The organism is Mesorhizobium sp. WSM4312, assembly GCF_002294875.1.
In the GTDB taxonomy this organism is placed as follows: Bacteria; Pseudomonadota; Alphaproteobacteria; order Rhizobiales; family Rhizobiaceae; genus Mesorhizobium.
Map to the genome: position 1 here is coordinate 1 of NZ_NSFU01000040.1, position 24077 is coordinate 24077.

General features: G+C 58.8%; 18 protein-coding genes and 3 pseudogenes. 20 read left to right on the plus strand and 1 reads right to left on the minus strand.

What is annotated here, in order from left to right:
- Positions 1-835 precede the first annotated feature (835 nt).
- From hisC to CK228_RS33970, 3 genes and pseudogenes are all read left to right on the plus strand, one after another.
- Positions 836-1966: a histidinol-phosphate transaminase gene (hisC, locus tag CK228_RS33960; protein ID WP_063169376.1), complete on the plus strand. Its 1131-nt coding sequence runs from the start codon at positions 836-838 to the stop codon at positions 1964-1966.
- Positions 1967-2037: 71 nt separating this feature from the next.
- Complete coding sequence (locus CK228_RS33965) at positions 2038-3072, plus strand: LLM class flavin-dependent oxidoreductase (protein ID WP_063169375.1); 1035 nt, start codon at positions 2038-2040, stop codon at positions 3070-3072.
- A 254-nt stretch (positions 3073-3326) separates the two neighbouring features.
- Positions 3327-4529: pseudogene (locus tag CK228_RS33970) on the plus strand (IS3 family transposase).
- Here CK228_RS33970 and CK228_RS33975 read toward each other — a convergent pair.
- Positions 4524-4665: pseudogene (locus CK228_RS33975) on the minus strand (transposase); the annotation flags it as partial. The pseudogenes CK228_RS33970 and CK228_RS33975 overlap by 6 nt on opposite strands.
- Positions 4666-5034: 369 nt before the next feature.
- Here CK228_RS33975 and queC point away from each other — a divergent pair.
- The 17 genes and pseudogenes from queC to CK228_RS34065 all read left to right on the plus strand — a co-directional run bounded on the left by queC (position 5035) and on the right by CK228_RS34065 (position 23579).
- Positions 5035-5733 carry a 7-cyano-7-deazaguanine synthase QueC gene (gene queC / locus CK228_RS33980; protein WP_063170389.1) on the plus strand — a complete coding sequence of 233 codons (699 nt, stop codon included), beginning with the start codon at positions 5035-5037 and terminating at the stop codon, positions 5731-5733.
- Positions 5733-6089, plus strand: a complete 357-nt coding sequence (queD, locus tag CK228_RS33985; protein ID WP_063169374.1) for a 6-carboxytetrahydropterin synthase QueD — start codon at positions 5733-5735, stop codon at positions 6087-6089. The genes queC and queD overlap by 1 nt, the downstream gene beginning before the upstream one ends.
- A 5-nt stretch (positions 6090-6094) precedes the next feature.
- Positions 6095-6820, plus strand: a complete 726-nt coding sequence (gene queE, locus CK228_RS33990; protein ID WP_164548811.1) for a 7-carboxy-7-deazaguanine synthase QueE — start codon at positions 6095-6097, stop codon at positions 6818-6820.
- A gap of 770 nt (positions 6821-7590) precedes the next feature.
- A complete protein-coding gene (locus CK228_RS33995; protein ID WP_063169372.1) occupies positions 7591-8343 on the plus strand; it encodes a carbonic anhydrase in 753 nt (250 codons plus the stop codon).
- A 160-nt stretch (positions 8344-8503) separates the two neighbouring features.
- Positions 8504-8700 (plus strand): annotated as a pseudogene (locus tag CK228_RS36210) (7-carboxy-7-deazaguanine synthase QueE); the annotation flags it as partial.
- A 1097-nt stretch (positions 8701-9797) separates the two neighbouring features.
- Positions 9798-10691, plus strand: coding sequence for a nitrogenase iron protein (gene nifH, locus CK228_RS34010; protein ID WP_024505261.1), 894 nt, complete (start codon positions 9798-9800; stop codon positions 10689-10691).
- Between the two features lie 87 nt (positions 10692-10778).
- A complete protein-coding gene (gene nifD, locus CK228_RS34015; protein WP_024505262.1) occupies positions 10779-12281 on the plus strand; it encodes a nitrogenase molybdenum-iron protein alpha chain in 1503 nt (500 codons plus the stop codon).
- Positions 12282-12410: 129 nt separating this feature from the next.
- Positions 12411-13952 (plus strand): nitrogenase molybdenum-iron protein subunit beta, encoded by a 1542-nt coding sequence (gene nifK / locus CK228_RS34020; protein WP_024505263.1) that lies wholly within the window; start codon positions 12411-12413, stop codon positions 13950-13952.
- Positions 13953-14013: 61 nt separating this feature from the next.
- Positions 14014-15498 carry a nitrogenase iron-molybdenum cofactor biosynthesis protein NifE gene (gene nifE / locus CK228_RS34025; protein ID WP_024505264.1) on the plus strand — a complete coding sequence of 495 codons (1485 nt, stop codon included), beginning with the start codon at positions 14014-14016 and terminating at the stop codon, positions 15496-15498.
- A gap of 8 nt (positions 15499-15506) precedes the next feature.
- Complete coding sequence (nifN, locus tag CK228_RS34030; protein ID WP_024505265.1) at positions 15507-16859, plus strand: nitrogenase iron-molybdenum cofactor biosynthesis protein NifN; 1353 nt, start codon at positions 15507-15509, stop codon at positions 16857-16859.
- Positions 16856-17353: a nitrogen fixation protein NifX gene (nifX, locus tag CK228_RS34035; protein WP_063169371.1), complete on the plus strand. Its 498-nt coding sequence runs from the start codon at positions 16856-16858 to the stop codon at positions 17351-17353. The genes nifN and nifX overlap by 4 nt, the downstream gene beginning before the upstream one ends.
- A 16-nt stretch (positions 17354-17369) precedes the next feature.
- Positions 17370-17849: a NifX-associated nitrogen fixation protein gene (locus tag CK228_RS34040; protein WP_024505267.1), complete on the plus strand. Its 480-nt coding sequence runs from the start codon at positions 17370-17372 to the stop codon at positions 17847-17849.
- A gap of 107 nt (positions 17850-17956) precedes the next feature.
- Entirely contained in the window at positions 17957-18661 is a 705-nt protein-coding gene (locus CK228_RS34045) for a response regulator transcription factor (protein WP_224571202.1), read from the plus strand.
- 95 nt (positions 18662-18756) lie between these two features.
- Positions 18757-19629, plus strand: coding sequence for a universal stress protein (locus CK228_RS34050; RefSeq protein ID WP_063169369.1), 873 nt, complete (start codon positions 18757-18759; stop codon positions 19627-19629).
- A gap of 842 nt (positions 19630-20471) precedes the next feature.
- Positions 20472-21770: a SidA/IucD/PvdA family monooxygenase gene (locus CK228_RS34055; RefSeq protein ID WP_063169368.1), complete on the plus strand. Its 1299-nt coding sequence runs from the start codon at positions 20472-20474 to the stop codon at positions 21768-21770.
- Positions 21771-21783: 13 nt separating this feature from the next.
- Positions 21784-22161 (plus strand): hypothetical protein, encoded by a 378-nt coding sequence (locus CK228_RS34060; protein ID WP_024505270.1) that lies wholly within the window; start codon positions 21784-21786, stop codon positions 22159-22161.
- A 254-nt stretch (positions 22162-22415) separates the two neighbouring features.
- Entirely contained in the window at positions 22416-23579 is a 1164-nt protein-coding gene (locus CK228_RS34065) for a TlpA disulfide reductase family protein (protein WP_245438181.1), read from the plus strand.
- Positions 23580-24077 lie beyond the last annotated feature (498 nt).

Genomic DNA, 24077 nt, shown 5'->3' on the forward strand with positions numbered 1-24077 from the left:
ACGCAGCGGTGTGAGACGGGCATTCTTGTGGATGTTCATTCGGACCCTCCGATGGATGCTGAAGCGTGGTAACTCCAGTCTCCTCGGTCCGGTCCGAATGGACAACCTCTCGAAAGCTCACACCTAGTGCCGGCAGTGGCACCGCTGTTGTCCGTCGACAGGTCCCGCGCTTGCTCGGTGCGACCAACAACCTTAAGCGCTAGGGCGTAACCTGACCCTGCAAGATCTCCTCACCGACTATAAGGTGCGCCTCACGATCTGAGACGATGGGACAGGATGGCTAAGGAGGTGCGCCGTCTTGCATGCCCCGCCAGCGAGGCGAACCCTCTCGGCTACGCGCGCCACCAGCGACGCTCCATATCGTCAGGCCTGCGTCTCATGCTCAGATGAGCCGGTATTTGGCTCTCTCATCAGCAAACCGAGAGAGCCCATGCCAAGACGGAAGCAAGCAAGACGAACGAGCGTCAGAGATATCCTGCGCCTGACCCATAAACAGGGCAGTCCGGTGGGCCAAGGTGGCAGAGCAACTGAGGTTCGGCAAGACTTCGGCTTCCACCTATCTGCGGGCGCTGGAGACGGGCTGTCGTGCAGGCCCTGCATGCGGCTTTGAGGACGATGCGATGTTGAAACACCGTCTGTTGCGCCGAATCGGCCGTCGGCCAAACGTTGGGTCGTCATCAGGTTCTCGACAGCTTCCCGGTGTCAAATCCAAACCGTGGTCGGCGATCCCCACCAGGGTGGGAAGGCAGCGCTGATATAGCCGAACGTCGATCAAGTCACGATCAACGATTGCCTCATGTCACATGCCCTGCGGGACTGAAAAACGGAGAAGAACATGTGCGATGCAAAACTGAAGACCGTGCTTTCGCTTTTTTCGCCGGTGGCCAGCAAATTAGATGCTCTCTCGTCCAACGGACCAGCGACGGATGCAAACTGCGTTAAGCTAAATACGAACGAGAACCCGTTTCCGTTGCCGAAGAGCGTAATGCAAAGTGCAATTGCTGCGATCGAACACCAGTATCTTTATCCGGAAGACGACAATCTCAGCTTAAGGGCAGCTGCCTCCGATGCTTACGGATTTTCCAAAGATCAGGTGATTGCCGGCAACGGTTCGTCGGAGCTGCTCGGACTCATCTACAGAGCTTTCCTCGCCCCAGGAGATAGAGTGGCAATGCTGTCGCCCGGATTTTCGTTCAACCGTAAACTTGCCATGTTGCAGGGTGCCGAGTTTCTCGAAATCGCATCGAGCGAAGCTCATCCCCTGCCGATAGAAAAACTGCTGTCCGGCCCCGCAAAAGACGCGAAGTTCATTCTGTTGGCTAATCCGAACAATCCGACCGGAACATTCGTGCCGGTGGCCGAAATCGAACGCCTTGTGGAGCAAGCAGATCGCTTGGTCGTCTTGGATGAGGCCTACGTTGACTTCGCACCCGACAATGCCCTGCGCCTCGTCAATAGACATCCGAATCTTTTGATCTTGAGGACTTTTTCAAAGAGCTATGCTGCCGCTGGCGTGCGAGTCGGCTTCGGTTTCGGTCACCCAGAAATCATTGGCAGGCTGCGCAACATCCAGAATGTCTTCAACATGAACGTGATCGGGCAGGCGGTCGGGAAAAGCATTCTTGCGCATCGCCACGCCTACGAAGAGAACCACAGGCACATCAAGCATGAACGACAGCGAGTGACCCTGGCGCTGTTGCAACTTGGCTTTTCCGTAACACCCTCCCACGCAAACTTTTTGCTGGCCCGTGTGCCGGCGGGACAGGAGGGCTCATGCTGGCAAGCCGCGTTGAAAGAGCAGGCGATCCTCATCGCCAGCTTTCCTGACGTAGATTTGAAGAACTGTATTCGCGTCAGCATTGGCACCACAGAGCAGATGGACAAATTCCTTGCTGCCGCCGAACGCGTCTGTATGAACTTTAAGAAGGATCGCGGTGCTCACAAGCATGAAGTCGATTCACATTAAGCATCAAGTAATGATATGTCGTGAGCTATGATGATTAGCGAATAAATATAGGTAATTTGGAGAACAATTAATTGAAGAAAATTTCCGCTTCGGGCCTGACCTTCGGCATCTTCGATCATCTGGACGAAAACGGCGATGACATCGCACAACAATATGCAGATCGGCTGAGCCTAGCAGAAGCGTGCGATGGCTATGGCTTTTATGCGTATCATCTCGCCGAGCACCACTGTACGCCGCATGGCAGAGGTCCATCACCGAATTTGTTCTTAGCGAGCGTCGCCCAGCGAACCCGCAGTCTTCGTGTTGGTCCCATGGTAATGCTACTTGCGCTCTATCATCCGCTGCGTGCCTTCGAGGAGATCTGCATGCTTGATCAGTTGAGCGGCGGCAGGCTTGAACTCGGCATAGGGCGCGGCTCTGCTCCCACTGAATTGGGATACTTCGGGGTTGCTGTAGAAGCAGCACCAGAACAGTATGCGGAGGCCAGTGAGATTCTCATCAATGCGATGAAAGGCGGGACGCTTTCTTATCAGGGCCGCCACTTTGAGTTGAAAGATGTTCCGCTGACGTTGAGACCTCACCAATATCCCCGTCCGCCGACATGGATCGCCACCAATCGACCCGAGCCGGCTAGCTGGGCCGCTGCGAATGGGGCAAACATCGCCTGCGTCGGACCTTCCACTTCTGTTCGCAGCGTTACCGACGCGTTCCGCGCCGCCCGAATTCACGATGCTGACATTGGCCAGCAAGCGCCATTTCTTGGATTGCTCCGAATGGTGGTGATAGGGCGTTCTGAAACAGATGCGTATTTGCTCGCAGCACCTGCCTATGAACGATGGCTCAATAGCTTCAAATTTCTATACGAACTAAATGCCATTTCCACTCCACCAAACTTGCCTTTGAACTTCGATGCAGCAATTGAAAGTGAATTGTGCGTCGTGGGAACGGCAGATTCTGTCCGAAAAGCTCTCCTTGATCAGCTGGAAGAGGCAGGTGCTAATTATCTTCTGTGTCAACTGGCATTTGGGGATTTGCCGCTGGATGCCTCACTATACACCGCATCGGCCATTGGATCCGAAATCATGGCTCGAGTTGCCGCATCGTGAATCCGTCGTGTGATTGGAGGAGCAGCGGCAGCGCTGCTCCTCATTGCGAAACGGTTGTGGGGGCCGGACTCCTGTGTCAGGTGTAAACCATTGGAGCACGTCCTATCTGATCCAGGTCATATCCTGCGGCTTTGAAGTAGTTGGCACATTCGGCTGGGGTGAAGAGGTCGACGACCGCGCCGAGGCGTCCTGACCTTGCCCCTCTGATCTAATCCGGTTTGAAGTTCGTTCTGGCCCATCCAGAGGACCAGGACATGAAACGCAGCCGCTTCTCTGAAGAGCAGATCATCGGAATTTTGAAGAAACACGAGGCCGGGGTATCGGTTGGCGATCTGTGCCGCAAGCACGGGGTCAGCGACGCCTCGATCTACAATTGGAAGGCCCGCTTCGGCGGGATGGATGTCACCGAGGCTCGGCGACCTGAAGGCGCTGGAGGACGAGAACACGCGCCTGAAGCGGCTTTTGGCCGACGCCATGCTCGACAATGCCGCGTTGAAGGACCTTGTGGGAAAGAAATGGTGACGCCCGCCGCCAAGCGGAAAGCTGTCGCTCGCCTGAAGGAAGGCTTCGGGATGAGCGAACGGCGGGCGTGTAAAGCCATCGGCTGTTGCCGCATGACGGTTCGCTACCAGACCAGCAGGCCGGACGACCGCGAGGTTCGCGAGCGGATGAAGGCCGATCGCGCAGGAGCGTCGCCGGTTCGGCTACCGGCGTCTTCTCGTGATGCTGAGGCGGGAGGGCCTGGTCGTGAACCACAAGAAGCTGTTCCGGCTCTATCGGGAGGAGAAGCTCGCCGTCGCCGCCGTGGCGGCCGCAAGCGGGCGATCGGGACCAGGGCGCCGATGCTGGTGCCGCTGAGGCCCGACGAGCGCTGGTCGCTCGACTTCGTATCGGACCAGCTCACCGACGGGCGCCGCTTCCGCATCCTGGCCGTCGTCGACGACTGCACGAGAGAGTGCCTCGCACTCATCGTTGATACGTCTCTCTCGGGCATGCGGGTTGCCCGCGAATTGGACGGCTCATCACCGAGCGGGGCCGGCCCAGGATGATCGTCAGCGACAATGGCAGCGAGTTCACCTCGAACGCCATCCTCTCCTGGGCGGATCAGAACCGCGTCGAATGGCATTACATTGCGCCCGGCAAGCCGATGCAGAATGGCTTCATCGAGAGCTTCAACGGCCGACTGCGCGATGAACTGCTCAACGAGACGCTGTTCACCTCGCTGGCTCAGGCGCGCGTAGCCATCGCCCTGTGGCACGCCGACTACAACACCGCGCGGCCGCACTCCCCCCTGGCAGACCCCGGCCAAGTTCGCCAGCACCTTCAATCCGCGACGGTCGCTCGCGCTGCGCTATGCCAAAGGCTCCGCGCCAGCGCCCGTCGCTTCACCCGCCCAGCAGGGCACAACCCACGCCGGAAACGAACTCAAAACTGCTGGGGCAACGTCAGTCCCATAGAGCCTTGATGGTTATCTCGGCCTTTGCTCGCAGCAGCGCCTTAGGTTGGGCGAAGGCGTTCTCAATCGGATTGAAGTCGGGACTGTAGGGCGGCAGTTAGAGCAGGCTCGCCTGCGGCCTCAATCGCGCCGCGCAGGGTTCTCCAGGCGGATGTCGCCAATGTCAAATTTGCTGGCATCCATGTCGCCCTCGCCAACCGCACAAGCGAAGGCCAGAAAGCCAACATGTGTTCTGCGGCTTAATTAAGAGTCAGCCGATGTCGGCCGAACATCACCTTGTCTCGAAGTCGACGATCGGACAGCAGGTTGCGAAAGTTGGCGCGATGCGAAACAAACTGCTGAAGCGCTCAACTTTTATTGATCACGCGTGTTGGACGCGACGCACTCCCGTTCCAATCGGGCTGAGCGCAAATTCTCCCGGTTCACAAAACTGAGTCGCTGGAGTAGTGGGGGCGCAGAGAAATCTCCGGTCGCAGCCTTACCCGGTCAAAACAAGGATACCAATGATGAAGACTCTCGCCGTCTGCTCTGGCGGATTGGACTCCGTTTCCCTTGCTCACATGGTGGCAGCGGAGCACGAACTCACCGGCCTTCTATCTTTCGACTATGGCCAACGGCACAGGAAGGAATTGGGCTTCGCCGCTCTTTGCGCGCAGCGACTGAAGGTCCCGCACCAGATCATCGACATCGGCGAAATTGGCCGTGGCCTTTCCGGCTCAGCGCTGACTAGCAGTATCGACGTGCCGGACGGCCACTACGCCGAAGACACGATGAAGATTACGGTGGTGCCGAACCGCAATGCCATCATGTTGGCAATCGCCTTCGGTCTCGCCGCCGCCCACAGCGCCGAAGCGGTGGCGGCGGCCGTGCATGGTGGGGACCATTTCATCTATCCCGATTGCCGTCCGGCCTTCATTGAAGCTTTCCAGACAATGCAAGACCGCGCGCTCGACGGCTATGCGCAGATACGCCTCTATGCACCGTATGTGAATCTCGGAAAAGCTGACATTGTTGCGGATGGCGCAAGATACGGCACCCCGTTTGCTGAGACCTGGTCCTGTTACAAGGGCGGCGTGCGTCACTGCGGACGATGCGGGACCTGCGTCGAGCGGCGCGAAGCGTTCCATCTCGCCGGGCACGCTGATCCCACCGACTACGAGGACGCCGATTTCTGGCTTGAGGCGCTGCGCAGGAGGCGCGCGTAATGTTCCACATCAGCAAGGAATTCCACTTCTCGGCCTCGCATCAGCTCACCTCCTTGCCTCCCAACCATCAATGCGCGCGCCTGCACGGGCATAACTATGTCGTCGTAGTGGAGCTGTCGGCCAAGGAACTGGACGCCCACGGCTTCGTGCGCGACTATCACGATCTGGCGCCGCTCAAACGCTACATTGACGAGAGCTTCGACCATCGGCACCTCAACGACGTGCTGGGACATGAGAAGGTCACGGCGGAATGCCTGGCCAGACATTTCTATGAATGGTGCAAGGCACGTCTGCCGCAGACCGCGGCCGTGCGCGTTAGCGAAACACCGAAAACTTGGGCGGAATACCGTCCGTGACCGACATGCATCCCGCAATCCGTGTGAGCGAGATATTCGGGCCGACTATCCAGGGCGAGGGCGTGCTCATCGGCTTGCCGACGGTGTTCATCAGAACCGGCGGATGTGATTATCGCTGTTCATGGTGCGACAGCCTTCACGCGGTGGACAATCAGTATCGCCATGAATGGCTACCGATGCCGATCGATGCCGTGTGGCAAACCGTCCATGCGCTTTCCGGCGGCAGGCCGGTTATGGTCTCCTTGTCAGGCGGCAACCCGGCCATTCAGCCGTTCGGTCCCCTCATAGAACGAGGCCATCGCGAGGGCTATCGTTTTGCACTGGAAACGCAGGGTTCCGTGGTGAGGGAGTGGTTTGCGGATCTTGACGTGCTGACCCTTAGCCCAAAGCCGCCGTCCAGCGAGATGACGACCCGTTGGGCTGCGTTTGATGCATGCCTCGAAGCGGCGCAAGAGAAGCCGCAAATCGTGCTCAAGCTCGTCGTTTTCGACGAGAGTGACTATGCCTACGCCAAAGAAGTCGCGGCGAGATATCCGCACCTTCCGATCTATCTGCAACCCGGCAATCACACGCCGCCGCTCCCTGGCAGTGAAGACGCCTCTGTCGACTTGGACGGAATAATGATGCGAATGGAATGGCTTGTCGAAAGGGTGACTAGCGACAGGTGGTTCGAAGCCCGCGTGTTGCCGCAGCTGCACGTTCTGCTTTGGGGTAACAAGAGGGCGGTCTAGTCTGTGGCTTGCGTCGCACCGGAAGGCCGGGCTCCAACGGCTTGGCAGGCTCTCTTCGCGTGCCGAGTACAGCCGAGCTTTGTTCGCGTCAGCGGTCTCGCGATTGTGCGGCTGGAAACCGCCCGGACACCCCGCTGCCGGCGTGTGTCACCTTGACTCCGATGAGCTGTCGTCACGCAAAGTTGAAATCCGCAAGAACTGGCCTTCTCGCCCCACCTGCTCCGTCGCAAGCACGTCATCCCCTCATCCTTGTCCAGCTCTTATCGATGTATCTCATTGTCCGGCCTGACGCACGACTGTCAGCATGGGAATGCATCCATTGCGCAAATGCCTTCCATAAAGAAGATCGATTTCCTCATTGGCCCAACGTGAAATATAGCAACGTTTTCGTGGCGTGGGTCGGCTGCGTCGGGAGTAGCGATGAAAACGTATTGGGGTCGCCTGCGTCTCCTTGGGCAGCGAGTGTAAAGTATAGCGATGCGGCCTCCGGCGCGAACGGCAGCCGCGCAGTGATCACCTTCGCCTGTGCCTTTGCGGCGGGGGTCAAGCGCTGGTCTGCTAAAATTTTTTATCGTTTAGCTGGTTGAAACTGCCCCCGTTGCGGGCTGCAGAAGCCGGCCAGCCGAGAAACGGCAGCCGCACTTATGAAAGCACGCCAAGGCGTGCGGGCATCTATCAGTTGCAAAGGACAATACTGGCCGCGCCGATTGGCCATCACGCGTCCATTAGGGCAGCCACCAACATCAGTTCGCAAGAGGAGCAAAAGTAATATGTATCGTCGTCACCTGATCAAAGGGTTGGTTGCGCTCGGCGCATGCCGGATTTGCGTTCAAGCCGCCCAAGCGACCAGTGCCCATTGGGGGTACACCGGTCCGGTCGGACCGGAGCACTGGGCTGATCTGGATAAGGAAAATTTCGTATGCTCTGCCGGCACGCAGCAATCGCCGATCAATATCAACAGCGCGGTCAAGGCGGATATCCCGCATATCGCCATCGGCTGGCACAAGGGCGGCGGCAATATGGTGAACAACGGCCACACCATTCAAATCAATATGCCACAAGGCAGCACGCTGACCCGCGGCGATCGTGTCTACGAACTGGTACAGTTCCATTTCCATGCGCCAAGCGAACATCACGTGGCGGGCAAGAGCTTCCCGATGGAGGTGCATTTCGTTCACAAGGACACGCAAAGTGGTACTCTGGGCGTGCTGGGCGTCTTTTTAACGCCCGGCGCGACAAATGCCAGCTTTGCTGCCCTTGCTGCGGCCTTTCCCGAACTGCCGAATGGGGAGGTGACGATCGACGAGGTGAATCCCAACTGGCTTCTGCCAGCCTCGCTTGGCTATTGGACTTATGAGGGCTCACTGACGACGCCGCCGTGCACCGAAAACGTCGAGTGGATGGTGGCGATGGAACCGGTTGACGTTGATCCGGCAGACATCCAGCGATTTGCCTCACTCTACCCGTCGAACGCGCGCCCTATTCATTCACCCAATCGACGCTTCATCCTGCGCCAGAGTTGAGCGCCGCCCCAGCGGTTCCGCACGGTCCAACATTCTTGGCACAAGTTGGCGCGAAGCCTCCTCTTCCGGTCTGGCGGTCTGACGGCGCTCCCCAAGCTGGCTAGTCTAAATGATAGGGATTCGGTGCCGACACCACTCGTCCCAAATACGTCGCGGCGAGGTTTGTCTGCAACCCGGCAATCACACGCCGCCCCGCCGTGGTAATGAAGACGTCTCTGTCGAGTCCGACGGAATATGATGCGCATGGAACCGCTGGTAGAAAAGGTGACCAGCGACAGGTGGTTCGAAGCCCGCGTCTTGCCGCAGCTGCACGTTCTACTCTGGGGTAACAAGAGGGTAGTGTATACCTTCTCCTAGCTTCGCCGCCAACTACTCGGTTTTCCGAATTGCTCTCTATATTCTTGAAGACGATGCGTTCGTTAAAGACATGTGCTGCGCACCTGGTGTAAAAGCTGCTCTCATCATGCAGAGGTCAAGCCAGTCGGGCTCATCCGAGGCTATGGCCGTGAGCACTGTTCAGTTCGGCAGAGAGGGCGCTTTTGTACACACTTTGCGATCGTGGCGGCCCCGTGGGCAGATCTGCAAGCTGCCGCGACACTAACCTCTCGAAGCCCGCCCGCCCGCCTTTCGTGCAGCTTCCTCTGAACAAAACCACCGCTCGCCCTTCAATAGGTTGATGCGTGTCTCCCAGTAAGATTCCTGTCCAAGAACGTGATAATCTTCTTGCCAGTGTTGTAGCTGATGTTGCCCTTGATGCCGCAGCCTACCGCGGCGGGACCAAACTCAATGGCAAGCAGGCCGGCTAGGATCGTGCAGCCAGTCGCGAGCCTCGCCCACAACGGGGTCTCACGCGCATGAGGGCGCCGACCATGGGTTCGGCGGTTCATACGCGTATAACACGTATCTTTCTGAAAAAATCAATGCTCTCGGCTAAGCTACTGAATTATTTGGCTTCCATATAGCGCGTCGGCGGAACCAACTTGTAGACGGGCTATGAAAGGTTAAGCGCGGATGTCTATCGGCCGCCGGCGTTCCCGCTCTGTAAGCCTGCCTGAACTACCCGCGCCGCGGTCAAGCCCCAGGCTCCTGCTCATCCAGCGACCGCCCGATCAATGGCAGGCTGGAAAGACAAGAGCCGATGTCTTCCGATGGTCTCGCCATCAGCTTTGGGCTAACTTCCCCATTCTCCCGCTTCGAGCTCGACACACGGCGGTTTGGATGGCGCACGACAATCTGTGTCGGCTTTGTCGTGTCCGTGACAGACGCCTGAAAGGCCCGTTCGCGCGTTTTGCCGCCGTCTAAGCGGCTGGAATTTAATGACAAAGTTTCTTCTGGGATCGGCCGATCACGCTGGTACGCTTTTTGCGATGCTTGGTGTGAGGCGGCACGAGCTGCCTATCGGCACTTGTGTCGCGGGCAGTCGCGATAATTAGAACGAAGGAAGGAAAGCTATTATGTCAGGTCTGCGTCAGATCGCCTTTTACGGAAAAGGCGGCATCGGCAAGTCCACCACGTCCCAAAATACGCTCGCTGCCCTTGTCGACCTCGGGCAGAGAATCCTCATCGTAGGATGCGACCCCAAAGCCGATTCCACACGCTTGATCCTGAATTCGAAAGCTCAGGATACCGTCCTGGATCTCGCCGCACAGGAAGGCTCGGTGGAAGACCTCGAACTCCAGGACGTGCTCAAGGTGGGCTACAGAGGCATCAAGTGCGTGGAGTCCGGCGGCCCCGAGCCGGGTGTCGGTTGCGCCGGCCGCGGCGTCATCACCTCGATCAATTTCCTCGAGGAGAATGGCGCTTATGACGATGTCGATTATGTCTCCTATGACGTCCTCGGCGACGTGGTATGCGGCGGCTTCGCCATGCCGATCCGCGAAGGCAAGGCCCAGGAGATCTATATCGTCATGTCCGGCGAGATGATGGCGCTCTATGCCGCCAACAACATCGCCAAGGGCATCCTCAAATATGCCCATTCGGGCGGTGTGCGGCTGGGCGGGCTGATCTGCAATGAACGTCAAACCGACCGCGAACTCGATCTGGCCGAAGCACTGGCTGGCCGATTGAATTCCAAGCTCATCCACTTCGTGCCCCGCGACAACATCGTCCAACATGCCGAACTCAGGAAGATGTCGGTGATCCAGTACGCGCCGGACTCAAAGCAGGCAGGGGAATACCGCGCTCTGGCCGAGAAGATCCACGCCAATTCGGGCCAGGGTACGATCCCGACGCCGATCACCATGGAGGAGCTGGAGGAGATGCTGCTCGACTTCGGCATCATGAAGACCGACGAGCAGATGCTTGCCGAGCTTCACTCCAAGGAAGCGGCGAAGGCGGCGGCCCAGTAGTGACATTAGCGCTGCCATGAATCGGCGCGCCTTGCAGAGAACGGCGCCTATTCTTTGAGGCGTCACCCAACCTTGAAAGGGGGACTCATGAGCCGGGAATACGAGAATGACGGTGCTCTTCATGCGAAGCTTATCGAAGAGGTGCTGTCGCATTATCCCGACAAGGCGGCGAAGCGCCGCAAGAAGCACCTCAACGTCGCAAAGAGCGGCAACGAGGCTGGCGGGGAAAGCGAGGTCCTTTCCGAATGCGACGTCAAATCGAACATCAAGTCCATTCCCGGGGTGATGACGATTCGCGGCTGTGCATATGCTGGTTCGAAAGGCGTGGTGTGGGGGCCAGTCAAGGATATGGTCCATATCTCGCACGGCCCGGTCGGCTGCGGCCAATATTCTTGGTCGCAGCGCCGCAACTACTACGTCGGTACAACGGGCGTCGACACGTTCGGGACAATGCAGTTCACCTCCGATTTCCAGGAGAAGGACATCGTCTTCGGCGGCGACAAGAAGCTGGAACAGATCATTGACGAGATTGAAGTCTTGTTTCCGCTCAACAACGGCATCACCGTGCAGTCCGAATGCCCTATCGGCCTGATTGGCGATGACACCGAGGCCGTTTCTCGCAAAAAGACCAAGGAGTATGACAAGACGATCGTGCCGGTACGCTGCGAGGGCTTCCGCGGCGTCTCGCAGTCGCTTGGCCACCACATCGCCAATGATGCAATCCGGGATTGGGTCTTCGACAAAAAGGATGTCAAGTTCGAGGCCGGCCCCTACGACGTCAACGTCATCGGCGACTACAATATCGGCGGCGATGCCTGGGCCTCGCGCATACTGCTTGAGGAGATAGGGCTGCGCGTGGTTGGCAACTGGTCGGGTGACGCCACACTCGCAGAGATCGAGCGCGCCCCGAAGGCTAAGCTCAATCTTATCCACTGCTACCGGTCGATGAATTACATCTGTCGGCATATGGAGGAAAAGTATGGCGTCGCCTGGATGGAGTACAATTTCTTCGGTCCCTCCCAGATCGAAGCCTCTCTGCGCAACATAGCCAAGCATTTTGGGCCGGAAATCGAGGAGAAGACCGAAAAGGTCATTGCCAAGTACAGGCCGCTTGTTGATGCGGTCATCGCCAAGTACCTGTCGCGCCTGGAAGGAAATACCGTGATGCTCTATGTCGGCGGCCTGCGCCCCCGCCACGTCGTCACGGCCTACGAGGACCTCGGCATGGTCATCGTGGGCACCGGCTATGAATTCGCCCACAGCGACGACTATCAGCGCACCGGCCACTACGTGAAGAACGGCACGCTGATCTACGATGACGTGACCGGCTATGAGTTGGAGAAATTCATCGAAGGGATTCGCCCAAATCTGGTCGGCTCGGGAATCAAAGAAAAATACCCGGTGCAGAAGATGGGCATACCGTTCCGCCAGATGCATTCCTGGGATTATTCAGGCCCGTATCACGGCTACGACGGCTTTGCCATTTTCGCACGTGATGTGGATCTCGCCATTAACAACCCGGTCTGGGACCTATTCCACGCGCCTTGGAAAAGAAGCCGGGGCGATGAGCGGGCGATGGCTGCCGAATAAACATTTGCTTCAGCCCCAGTCTCCCACTGAGACGGTGAACTCCCGCGGCCTCTGATCCGCCGGAGCCTGGAACGTCTTGACGTCCTGAGCTGCCGTCCCGCGCAGCCAGATGCAAAAGAGGTAATCATCATGCCGCAGTCGGCTGAAAAAATTCTCGATCACGCTCCCCTGTTCCGCGAGCCGGAATACAGAAAGATGCTCGCTGAGAAGAAGCTAAACTTCGAATGTCCGCACCCCGATGAAATCGTTTCCGATCAGCGCGATTTCACCCAGACGTGGGAATACCGCGAAAAGAACCTCGCCCGCAAAGCGCTTGTCGTGAACCCGGCCAAGGCCTGCCAGCCGCTGGGTGCGGTATTCGCTGCCGCCGGCTTCGAGCGAACCATGTCCTTCGTCCACGGCAGCCAAGGTTGCGTCGCCTATTACCGCTCGCACCTGTCGCGCCATTTCAAGGAGCCTGCCGCGGCGGTCTCCTCCTCAATGACCGAGGATGCGGCGGTGTTTGGCGGCCTGAAGAACATGGTCGACGGGCTCGCCAACACCTACCAGCTCTACGACCCCAAGATGATTGCCGTGTCGACGACCTGTATGGCAGAGGTCATTGGCGACGACCTGCACAGCTTCATCCAGAACGCCAAGGACGAAGATTCAGTCCCGCGCGACTTCGACGTGCCCTTTGCCCACACCCCGGCCTTCGTTGGCAGTCATGTCGACGGCTATGACAACATGGTCAAAGGCATTTTGGAGCACTTCTGGAAAGGTCAGGAGCGTACGCAAATCGAAGGAACCATCAACATCATTCCGGGCTTCGACGGCTTCTGCGTCGGCAACAACCGGGAGCTCAAGCGCCTGCTCGATGTAATGGGCGTGTCCTATACATTGATCCAGGATGCCTCTGACCAGTTCGATACGCCTTCGGACGGTGAATACCGCATGTATGACGGGGGCACGAAGATCAACGAGGTGAAGAAGGCCCTCAACGCCGAGGCAACGCTTTCGCTGCAGCATCACAACACCCGAAAGACACTGGGCTATTGCGAGGAGGTCGGGCAGGCGACGGCCTCGTTCCACTATCCGCTCGGCGTTCAGGCGACGGACGAATTCCTGATGGAGGTCGCGGCGATTTCCGGCAAGGAGATTCCCGAGGCAATTCGCCTCGAGCGCGGCCGACTGGTAGACGCCATGGCGGACAGCCAATCCTGGCTGCATGGTAAGAAATACGCCATCTACGGTGATCCCGACTTCGTTCACGCAATGGCCCGCTTTGTCATGGAGACCGGCGGCGAGCCAACCCATTGCCTCGCCACCAATGGCACCTCGGCATGGGAAGCCGATTTGAAGAAGCTGCTAGCATCCTCGCCTTTCGGCAAGGCTGCCCAGGTTTGGGCGGGCAAGGACCTGTGGGCGCTGCGCTCGCTGCTCTTTACCGAGCCGGTGGACCTTTTGATCGGCAATTCCTACGGCAAGTACCTGGAGCGCGACACCGGAACGCCGCTGATCCGGCTGATGTTTCCGATCTTCGATCGGCACCATCATCACCGCTTTGCGCTCTTTGGCTACCAGGGCGCGTTGCGCGTGCTGACGACGATCCTCGACAAGATCTTCGACAAACTCGATCGCGAGACGAGCGAGACGGGTGTGACGGATTATTCCTATGACCTCACGCGCTAAGAGCCGTGGCCGGCTTTTCGCCGAGGCCATTCCTTGCCCAATGGACTGGGGAGGCTGAGCGATGTCCTCCCTCAGCGCCAAAATCAAGGACGCCTTCGATGAGCCCGCCTGCGATAAGAACCGTGGCAAAGATGCCAAGGCGCGCAAGGAGGGCTGCTCGAAGTCGCTGACACCAGGGGCGGCAGCCGGCGGCTGCGCCTTTGACGGAGCCAAGATCGTCCTGCAGCCGATCACCGACGTTGCGCATCTGGTCCATGCGCCGCTCGCCTGCGAGGGCAATTCTTGGGACAACCGTGGTGCGGTTTCGTCAGGGCCGACCTTGTGGCGGACAAGCTTCACGACCGACCTCACCGAACTCGACCTGGTGATGGGGCAGGGCGAGCGGAAACTCTTCAAGGCGATCCGCGAGATCAAGCACACATACGCGCCGCCGGCGATCTTCGTCTACTCAACTTGCGTAACGGCGCTGATCGGTGACGACATCGAGGCCGTGTGCAAACGCGCCACGGAAAAGTTCGGTTTGGCCGTGGTGCCGATCAATGCGCCTGGCCTGGCAGGCTCCAAGAACCTCGGCAACAAGCTCGCCGCCGAGGCGTTGCTCGATCATGTCATCGGCACGGTCGAACCCGACGACCCCGGGCCCTACGACATCAACATCCTTGGCGAATTCAACCTCTCGGGCGAATTCTGGCTTGTAAAGCCGCTCCTCGATCGGCTCGGCATCCGGGTGCGCGCCTGCATTCCCGGCGATGCGCGTTACCGCGACATTGCTTCCGCGCACCGCGCCCGGGCGGCAATGATCGTGTGCTCGACCGCGCTGATCAGTCTTGCCCGCAAGATGGAGGAGCGCTGGGACATCCCGTTCTTCGAGGGCTCCTTCTATGGCATCTCCGACACATCGCAAGCTCTTCGCAACCTTGTCAGGCTGCTGGTGAGGAAGGGCGCCGATCCGGAGATCCTCGAGCGCACGGAGACGCTGATCGCGCAGCAGGAGGCGATCGCGTGGAAGAAACTCGAATCCTACCGGCAAAGGCTCCAAGGCAAGCGCGTGCTGCTCAACACAGGCGGTGTGAAGTCCTGGTCGGTTGTCCGTGCGCTGATGGAGATCGGAATCGAGATCGTCGGCACCTCGGTCAAGAAATCTACGGTGCAGGACAAGGAGCGCATCAAACAAGTTCTCAAGCACGACAAGCATATGTTCGAATACATGGCTGCGCGCGAGCTGTACGCCATGCTCTCTGAACACAGGGCCGATATCATGCTGTCGGGCGGTCGCACGCAATTCATTGCGCTCAAGGCCAAGACGCCCTGGCTCGATATCAACCAGGAGCGCCAGCACCCTTATGCCGGCTATGCCGGCATGGTGGAACTCGTACGCCAGATCGACCTCGCCATTCACAATCCGGTCTGGTCTCAGGTGCGCCAGCCGGCCCCGTGGGATTGCCAGCCTGATCTAAAAGACGAACTGCCATGCACGAAGAAGGAGTCCGGGCACCTGTTCGATGAATTCGCCGGCGCGACGGCACACGAGTTCAGCGAGTGTTGAGGCGACCGATGGCCCGCATCCTTCCCCAGACCAAATCCGCGGCGGTGAACCCGCTGAAGTCGTCGCAGCCGCTGGGTGCCGCCTTTGCCTTTCTTGGGGTCGACGGCGCGATGCCGCTGTTCCACGGCAGCCAGGGATGCACAAGCTTCGCGCTCGTGCTCTTCGTACGGCACTTCAAAGAAACGATTCCATTGCAGACAACAGCGATGGATGAGGTGGCGACCATCCTCGGCGCTGCCGACCATCTTGAAGAAGCCATCCTCAACCTCAAGAACCGCACGAAGCCAAAGCTGATCGGGGTGTGCACGACCGCGCTGGTGGAGACGCGTGGCGAAGATTGCGCGAGTGATATTGCGAACATCAAGCTGAAGCACACGCAAGAGCTTGCGGGTACGGAGGTCGTGCTGGCCAACACGCCGGATTTTGACGGCGCGATCGAAGAGGGCTGGGCCAAGGCAGTCACCGCAATGATCAAAGGGATTACAGGCTCGGGCGAACGTGCGCGGCAGCCGAAGAAGATCGCGATCCTGCCCGGATGCAACCTCACTGTCGCCGACATCGAGCATATGCGTGACATGGTTGAAAGCTTTGGGCTCAAGCCGGTTATTCTGCCCGACATTTCAGGCTCGCTCGACGGTACGGTTCCTGACCGCTGGGTAGCGACCACATACGGCGGCACCAGCGTCGAAGACATTCGCGAGTTGGGCACGGCCATGCAATGCATCGCCATCGGTGAGCACATGCGCCGCCCGGCGAAAGCGCTGCACGGGTTGACCGGCGTGCCTTACGTGTTGTTCCAGTCACTGACTGGGCTGCAGGACACGGACCGCTTCGTGTCGCTGCTGTCTGCGATTTCGGGCGCGGCGGTACCGGCCCGCGTGCGCCGGCGCCGGGCGCAATTGCAGGACGCGATGCTCGACGGACATTTCCATTTCGGCGGCAAGAAAATTGCCATCGCTGCCGAACCAGACCAGCTGTTCCAACTTGCGACCTTCTTTGCTGGCCTCGGCTCCGAGATAGCCGCGGCCGTCACAACGACCGACAGGTCTAAAATTCTCGAGAAAGTCCCGGCGGTTTCGGTTCAGATCGGCGATCTCGGCGATCTGGAAAGTCTTGCCGTCGGTGCTGACCTGCTTGTCACGCATTCGCACGGGCGCCAAGCATCGGAGCGGCTCCGAATTCCGCTCATGCGCATCGGGTTCCCGGTCTTCGATCGACTAGGCAGCCAGCACAAGCTCGCAATTCTCTATCAGGGCACCCGCGACATGATCTTCGAGGTCGCCAGCATCTTCCAGGCCAACCAACACGCGCCCACTCCTGAGGCGCTTGATCCACTCCGTAATCGAGAAATATCACGATGAACGCTGTTCGCCGCCTCTCGCTGGTCAGTAGTGAGGTTTTCGCCCCGATGCCTGAACGACGTAAGGGCGCATTGCGCGTTGCGATCGCCACTCAGGACATGCAGGACCTCAACGCCCATTTCGGGTCGGCCAGGCGCTTTGCTGTCTACGACGTGACGCGCGAGGAATGGAATCTCGTAGAAGCCGTGGCCTTCGATGACGTGTCCGATGAAAGCGGGGAGCATCGGGCCGAGCGCGATGATCGCATCACGCCAAAGGTGGATGCGCTCAAGGGCTGTCAGATCCTGTTTTGTCTGGCAATTGGCGGCCCTTCGGCAGCCAAGCTTGTCGCGGCAAAAATCCACCCGATCAAAGTGGCGGAGCCCCAATCGATCCCACAGGTGCTCTTGCGCACGCAGATGATGCTCAGGACGTGTCCTCCGCCTTGGCTGCGCAAGGTGCTGGCGCGAGCGGGCATTGCCGAAAAGAAACCGTCCTTCGAGGACGAGGACTGAAAAGAGGAGGACGCCAATGCCTGACCCCGCAATCCCCCCAGCTGTCGCCGAAGACGAGGCGGCTCTTTGCACCCCGTTCGTCAAATGCCTCGTGCGGCTGATCCGTTCTCAGGATTCCTATGGCTCGTGGGAACGCAAAGCGGACGCTGAGCTGCTGGGCGACTTCATCATTACCAAGGAACAGCGCCGAGGGATCCCAATCATCGGAGATCCCGATCCCGACGTGCTGTGGAGGCTCGACAAGTACTACGCCGCCATCGGGCTTGCGATCGAGGAGCGCTGCGGCCTTATGGCATCGCCGATGATCCAGGTGAGCCATGAGGGTTTTGGTCGGGTGCTTTTCACGACCGGACGGCTGGTCGTTTTGTCCAAAACGCTGCGCGATGTCCACCGGTTTGGCTTCGAGACGCTCCTGAAGCTCGCCACGGCCGGTACGAAGCTGGTCGACGATGCGATTTCAGTCATCGAAACCTTTCCCCACGTGGCGCTGGCATGATGGGCGCGATTTTCGAGAAAGGCCATCATGACGGACCCGAGAAACTATGTTGGCCAGTCCCCTCGATCCAGGGACTCGAGGCCGACCAGGTTGTTGGGGTATCGCCGATGAAGAAGCCGCTGGTCCTGATCTGCTCGCAAGATGCCGAGTTCTATCTGCTCTACAGCCACATACTGGAGGTTGACGGTTTCAGCAGTGAGACGGCAGACGGCGCGAAGGCTGCGCTGGCCTTGGCCGAACAACGGGAGCTTCAGGCCGTAGTGCTGGATTGCGACCCAGCCAGCATAAACGGGTCCGCAATTTGCGCCCACCTCAAGCGGGAACCGCGCACCACCGACCTGCCTATCATCGCCCTGATCGCGCCTGGCGCCGAGCACCAGCACCTCGATCTCTTGAAGGCAGGCGTTGAGAGCTTTGTGCGGCCGGTGGCTCCGGCCAAGCTGCTCGACTGCCTGCGGGCGAGGCTCGGGCTGACCAAGCGTGGTCCGAACGGGGTTGAAAACGACAGTTGGATTTGTTGTGGAGGCCTGGAGATGAAGCTCGATGCCCATCGGGTTCGCGGTAATGGCCACGACATCCATCTCGGACGGATCGATTTCAACGTGCTGCGGCTTATGATTGAGGCCCCCGGCAAGGTCTTCAGCCGGGACGAGCTTATCGGGGCGGCCTGGCTGCCCAACATTCATGTCGGTGCACGCACCGTCGATGTCCATATCAGCCGAATCAGGAGGGCGCTGAAAACGGCCTTGCCCGGCAGCGTCATTCGCACCGTCAGGTCGGCCGGCTACTCGCTCGAGAAGCCGGACGACTGAAATCGGTGATCGAACGTGGTGCCGCTCTCTCTTCCTCCTGAGAGCGGTGTTGCCGCTTTGAGGCGCTCCTAACGAAGACCAGGAGAAGCAGGCAAATGGAATTTAAAAGCATATTCAGTGTGACGGGTGCTGATCATTCTGATGAGGACCTCACAACAGCTGCCGGACTGTGTGCCGAGGTCGGCGCGCACCTATCGGTACTCATTATACCGCCTCCATTGCTCTTGATGTCGTCTCCGCCCCCCGAATGGAATACAGGACGTGCACAGGCAATTGCAGTACCGAACTATCGATTTCAGCAAATCGAGAAATTTTCACAGGACGTGACCAGAATGGAAAGACGGTCCGCGGATATCCTCAAAAGGCTGAAAGCTATGTCGCTTTCCTGTGACGTTGACACCGACTATTGCGATCCGGCTAGCCTCGGTGAAGTGGCACGACAGCGGGCGCTCTGCGCTGACCTGACGATCGTTGGAGGAGACCTCCTCAACGATGAGACTCTCGGACCTCCTGTTGTCAACGGCTGCTTGTTCGATAGCGGAAAGCCGGTGCTCATCGTGCCGAAGGGCGTTAAGGCGACGCTGTCGCCTCGACGCGTGCTGGTCGGCTGGGATTCGCGTGTAGAGGCCTCGCGTGCGGTTCGGGAAGCTCTTAGTATCCTATCCGCTGCCAAGGAAGTCTGTGTCGCTATGGTCGATCCAAAGGCGCAAAACAACGGGAAAGGCGCGCAGTCTGGAGCTGACATCGCTGCCTATCTTACTCGGCACGGTGCTCGGGTCTCCGTTGACCTGCTTAAGAGCGCCGGCAAATCGGCGGGCACAGTGCTGACCCAGCACGCGAACGACATCTGTGCTGACATGATGGTTATGGGTGCTTATGGCAGCCGTGGGCTGCGTGAGCGGATTTTCGGCGGTCCGCCGAGCTGGAGCTTTGGGAAGACCACATTGCCGCTGTTTTTGGCTCGCTGATCAGCTCCGTAGGAACACCGATCAGGTCGTAGGACCGCCAACCAGTCCGAAGTCGTCGTCGGTTACCGGTCGGATTGCGGAGACATGGCTGGATCCGCGAACATCTTGCGACGCTTGTCAGAGCCAAACCGGACGCCTCGACTGCTTCACGACGCTCTCGTGAACCAACTCGTGCGAGATCGTCCGCAACGGGCAGTAAAGACGAACGGCTGCAGCAGACCGCAGCCAAGCCACAGGGCGGGTGTACCAGGAGACCCCGCCTCGTGCGCGAACCCTGTTGGAAGGCCCCTTATCAGTACCCGGACGCGCGTCAAATCGGCGGCTGTCCCTGTCAGCCTGCGGTGTGCAAGGGCCGCTGCCGCGGAGCTTCCCCTGCCCGATCGTCGGGCGTGCGACAATGTCGGATTCCAGACGAGCTGGAACTGCGCGAACTCGTTGGTTTGACAGGTCTTTATCCGGCACGCCGCATGCATGGGAGTCTCCGAAAGCATTAAGAGCCGTTATCCATGGTTACGCCCCTCGAAAGAAAGAGCCGCTTCCGTCGTGGCAGGGAAACAGCCACTCCTGGGGTGGAGGCCGGCGCTAGAAGCCGCCGTAAGATCCGGAAGAGCCGCGCGACAGCATCACACACTTTCCTTCTGCTCTTGGGTTCGGATCACGCCGCGCCGCTGTCGATGCCGCCGACATTGAGCCCAAGACCTGGAAGGCGGCACACGCTTTTGCTGTCCTCTCAGTCGGGACCGCGGCTCAAGCATGCCTGTGAGGTTCGCATTGCTCAATGCCCGGCAATCGACGTCAACATGCCGCTGAGTTGGAAAACACTCCTAGAGGAGTAAGGATAAGTGGACCTCTTTTGTATTGGTGTGGGTGCTGGACCATCTAATTTGAGCCTTGCGTGTCAGATACAGGAAGAGATTGCGCAAGGGGCACTGTTCCTGGACCGGGAGGTCGATTTCCGAGGACATCCAGGCAGCGCTTTCGATTGCGCGGAGCTCCAGGTCGGCCACTTCCAGGATCTGGTTACTCTGGTCAATCCGCGATCAGCCTACACATTCGTAAACTACCTCCACGAGAACGGGCGTCTTTACAATTTCCTCAATGCGCAATTTCACGGGGTGCTTAGAGCCGAGTTCGCCCAATATCTCAACTGGGCGTTCCAGAAGAATCCGCTTGTCCGTGGCGGCGAGGCCGTTCGCGAAATCCGCTTTGACGGCGAGTTTCGCGTGCGGACGGACAACGCGGTCCTTGATGCAAGAAACCTCGTCATCGACATAGGCAAGCAGGCGCAAATTCCGCCTCAGTTTCATGGCTGGACTGGACCCAACCTGTTCCACTCATCTGAGTTGGCCCACATCAATCCTGAGGTGCAAAAAAAGCATGTCTGCGTTGTTGGCGGCGGACAGTCGGGAGCCGAGCTGCTACTGCACCTTGTCGGCCGGCCGAAAGAACGGCGGCCCGCGGCGATCACATGGGTCTTGACGCGCGAGATGCCTTTCGACGACCACGCGTTCACAAACGGGCTGTTCACGCCATGCTTCTCGGATCGTTTTGCTGCGATGAGCGAGGTGCATCGACAGCTGTTCCTGCGGCGTTTCGCGCTTGCCTCCGAGGGCATTTCAGAAAGCAAGTTGCGCGCGGTCTATCAGGCGCTCTACCACCACGCCTTTCTCGAGCCACACCAATGCGAGATCACATTGCGGCCAAGTTGCAACGTGTCGCGCTGCATCAATGCCGGAGCAGGGCACAGGCTCACGCTGCAACGCGGCTTGGACAACATCGGAGAAGTAACCGCCGATATCGTCATCCTGGCCACCGGGTACGAGAAACCGCTGCCGGGTTTCCTAGAACCGATCGCAGATCGCCTCGAACAGATCGGCAATGAGCTCGCCATCGGCGAGGATTTTTCGGTGTACTGGGACGGACCGCGAGACCGACGCCTTTTCGTTCAGAACGCCTGCCTTGGACAGCGCGGGCTGGCTGATCCGAACTTTGGGCTGCTGGCCTGGCGAGCGCGCCGCATCCTTGACAGCCTTCTGCGGCGCGCGCCATGCGCCAATCCCGAGCATCTAGGGTTCATCAACCGTCCCTTGACGGAGTGCTGGCCCGACCTCGGAGTCGAACAAATGGGCAGCGGGATATGATTCGTCGATATTGATGATCGGCGGTGGCATTCAGGAAAGATTTCCGCCTCTGGCGGCAAAAGCGGGACGAGCAATATTCCTACGGCGTCAGATCGCTCTGCTCGCGCTTGAGCAAGGTAGCGTCGCGCGACTCCTGCTTGGCGTGAAACAGCAAAGGGCATTCAATCACGATGCAGCTTTACGTGCTGTCGGGCTCAACGCCACGTGGATCGAGCCCAACGCCGCCGTTGGCAACCGCGACGCGAATTATGACGCCGGGCCACATGCGGCGGTGGCTGCAAGGGTACCGAGCCTCTCCCGCACTTTCGACCCCATCGCCGAAGTGCGACTACTCCAGGACGCCGAAGCCGGTCTTATCGCCAGCGGGCCAGCCAAACTCTCACCTTCCTAAACGGCAGCCGCTAAGGTGAGCCGTCGAAAGCCGACATTCAGGTTAACGTCAGCTGGCCGTGTTAGGGCTCGCTTATTCAAGGCGGTACCGGCGCTTGCCGAAGCTAAGAAGGGTTGGCATGCCCTTTGCCGTGCTTGATGTGCGGCAACACGGTGAGAGCTCCGCTGAAGCAAGCGAGAGGGAGCAATGCCCTCGAGACCGTGTCCGATTTTGACTGGAAAATATTCCGCGACAAAAGAGACGAAAGGTGTGGAATGACTTTGGACACCAAGATGGAACTGCGTATGGGGTCCCCGGCTCCTGCGCTGAAAGTGGAGAACTGGCTGCGTGGCGAGCCCCTCACGAGCCTTCGGCCCGGCAAGGTCTACCTCGTTGAATTTTGGGCGACTTGGTGCCGACCATGTGTCCACGCCATGCCCCATTTGATCGAACTGCAGGAGAAATATAAAGACAGCGGATTTGAGATTATCGGAGTCGCAGCTTGCGAAAAGGCTGCAACCGCGGACGAAGCGCGGACCAACGTGGATGCCTGGCTGACCGAGAAGTTCCCGAATCTGAATTATCGGACAGCGTTCGATTGCACTGGCGAAATGAAAAAGCTCTGGCTGGAACCCAGCTCTTCGTTCGGGATTCCCACCTCGTTCGTGGTCGACCGCGACGGCCACATCGCTTATATCGGCCACCCGGCACCTCTCGATGACGTTTTGCCGAAAGTCCTTAACGGCAGCTGGCGCAGCAGCTATGAAGCGAAAGCCGTCGATGCAAAGCGAATCTCGCGTGTGCGCGAATCGTCGCTGAGTCAGCCGATATACGCCAAACTTGGGCCGGCGATGCAGGACGAGGATTGGGCAGCGGCACTATTGGCCATCGAAGAAGGCCTCGCCGTGATGCCAGACTCTTTTGATTTTCGGCGGGTTCATGCGGATATTCTGCTTCACAAGCTGCGCGACATCAAAACCGGCTTGCCGCTTATGCGCGAATTGGTCGAGGACGCGATCAACAAAAAGTTCGAAGCGATGTCTTGGGTGGTGATGGCGCTGAACCAACTCTTCCATCCCACGATCGACAACTCCCATCTTCCGCATGATGATCGCTTTGCGATGGGCAAGGAGCTCTCCGAACAGATCCTGGAACTTAATCCTCCGCAAGGCGATGGAGACTTTAAATTCGGGTGTTACTTTCCGGTCGCTCAGTATTATTACGAGAGCGGCAACAAGGACCGGGCGATCGAGTTGATCGAGGTGGCAATCAAATCGCTGGACCATTCGGAGCCAGTGCCGGACCAAACCAAACAGCGCTACCTCACCTCGTTGCTCCAAGCCCTGGCCAACTACACGGGTGAGCCTGCCTGTCACGCGGGTCTCTGTGTGGCTCCGCAAAACAAGACTTCCGAAACTCAAAACGCTGTCACTTCCTGAGCAAGGATCGCGAAGGGCATGACAATTGGAATTGAACACCGGCAAATCCGCCCGCCCAGGCGCACTTCGCAGCAATAACGTCGATGCCGCAAAAGTGCGCGGCTTGCGGCAGGTGGAATTTCCATTGCGTTTACCTCGGGTCGAACCGCGGCGCAGGCGTTCGCGCCGCGGTGAAAGGTCTCGCATTGGTGGACGTGCTCGAGGTCGGCCACGGGACACTGTTGCGTGGGATCGGCTCGCCCAAGCCATTCCCCGCCCACGCAAGCGCCCGAACCACACATCGCAGAAAAAGAGATCGTCCTTCAAGAGGAGTACTGAAATTGGGGAAAAGCGAAATTCCTCATGAACCGGTTGGCCCTGCTGTCCACGGGGACGACGAGGCCCTTGCTTCCCCGTTCGTCAAATGCCTCCTGCGGCTCATTCGTACTCAGGATTCCTTCGGCTTATGGGAAGGCCATTCGGATGCCGAGCTGCTGGCCGAGTTCATCATCACCAAGC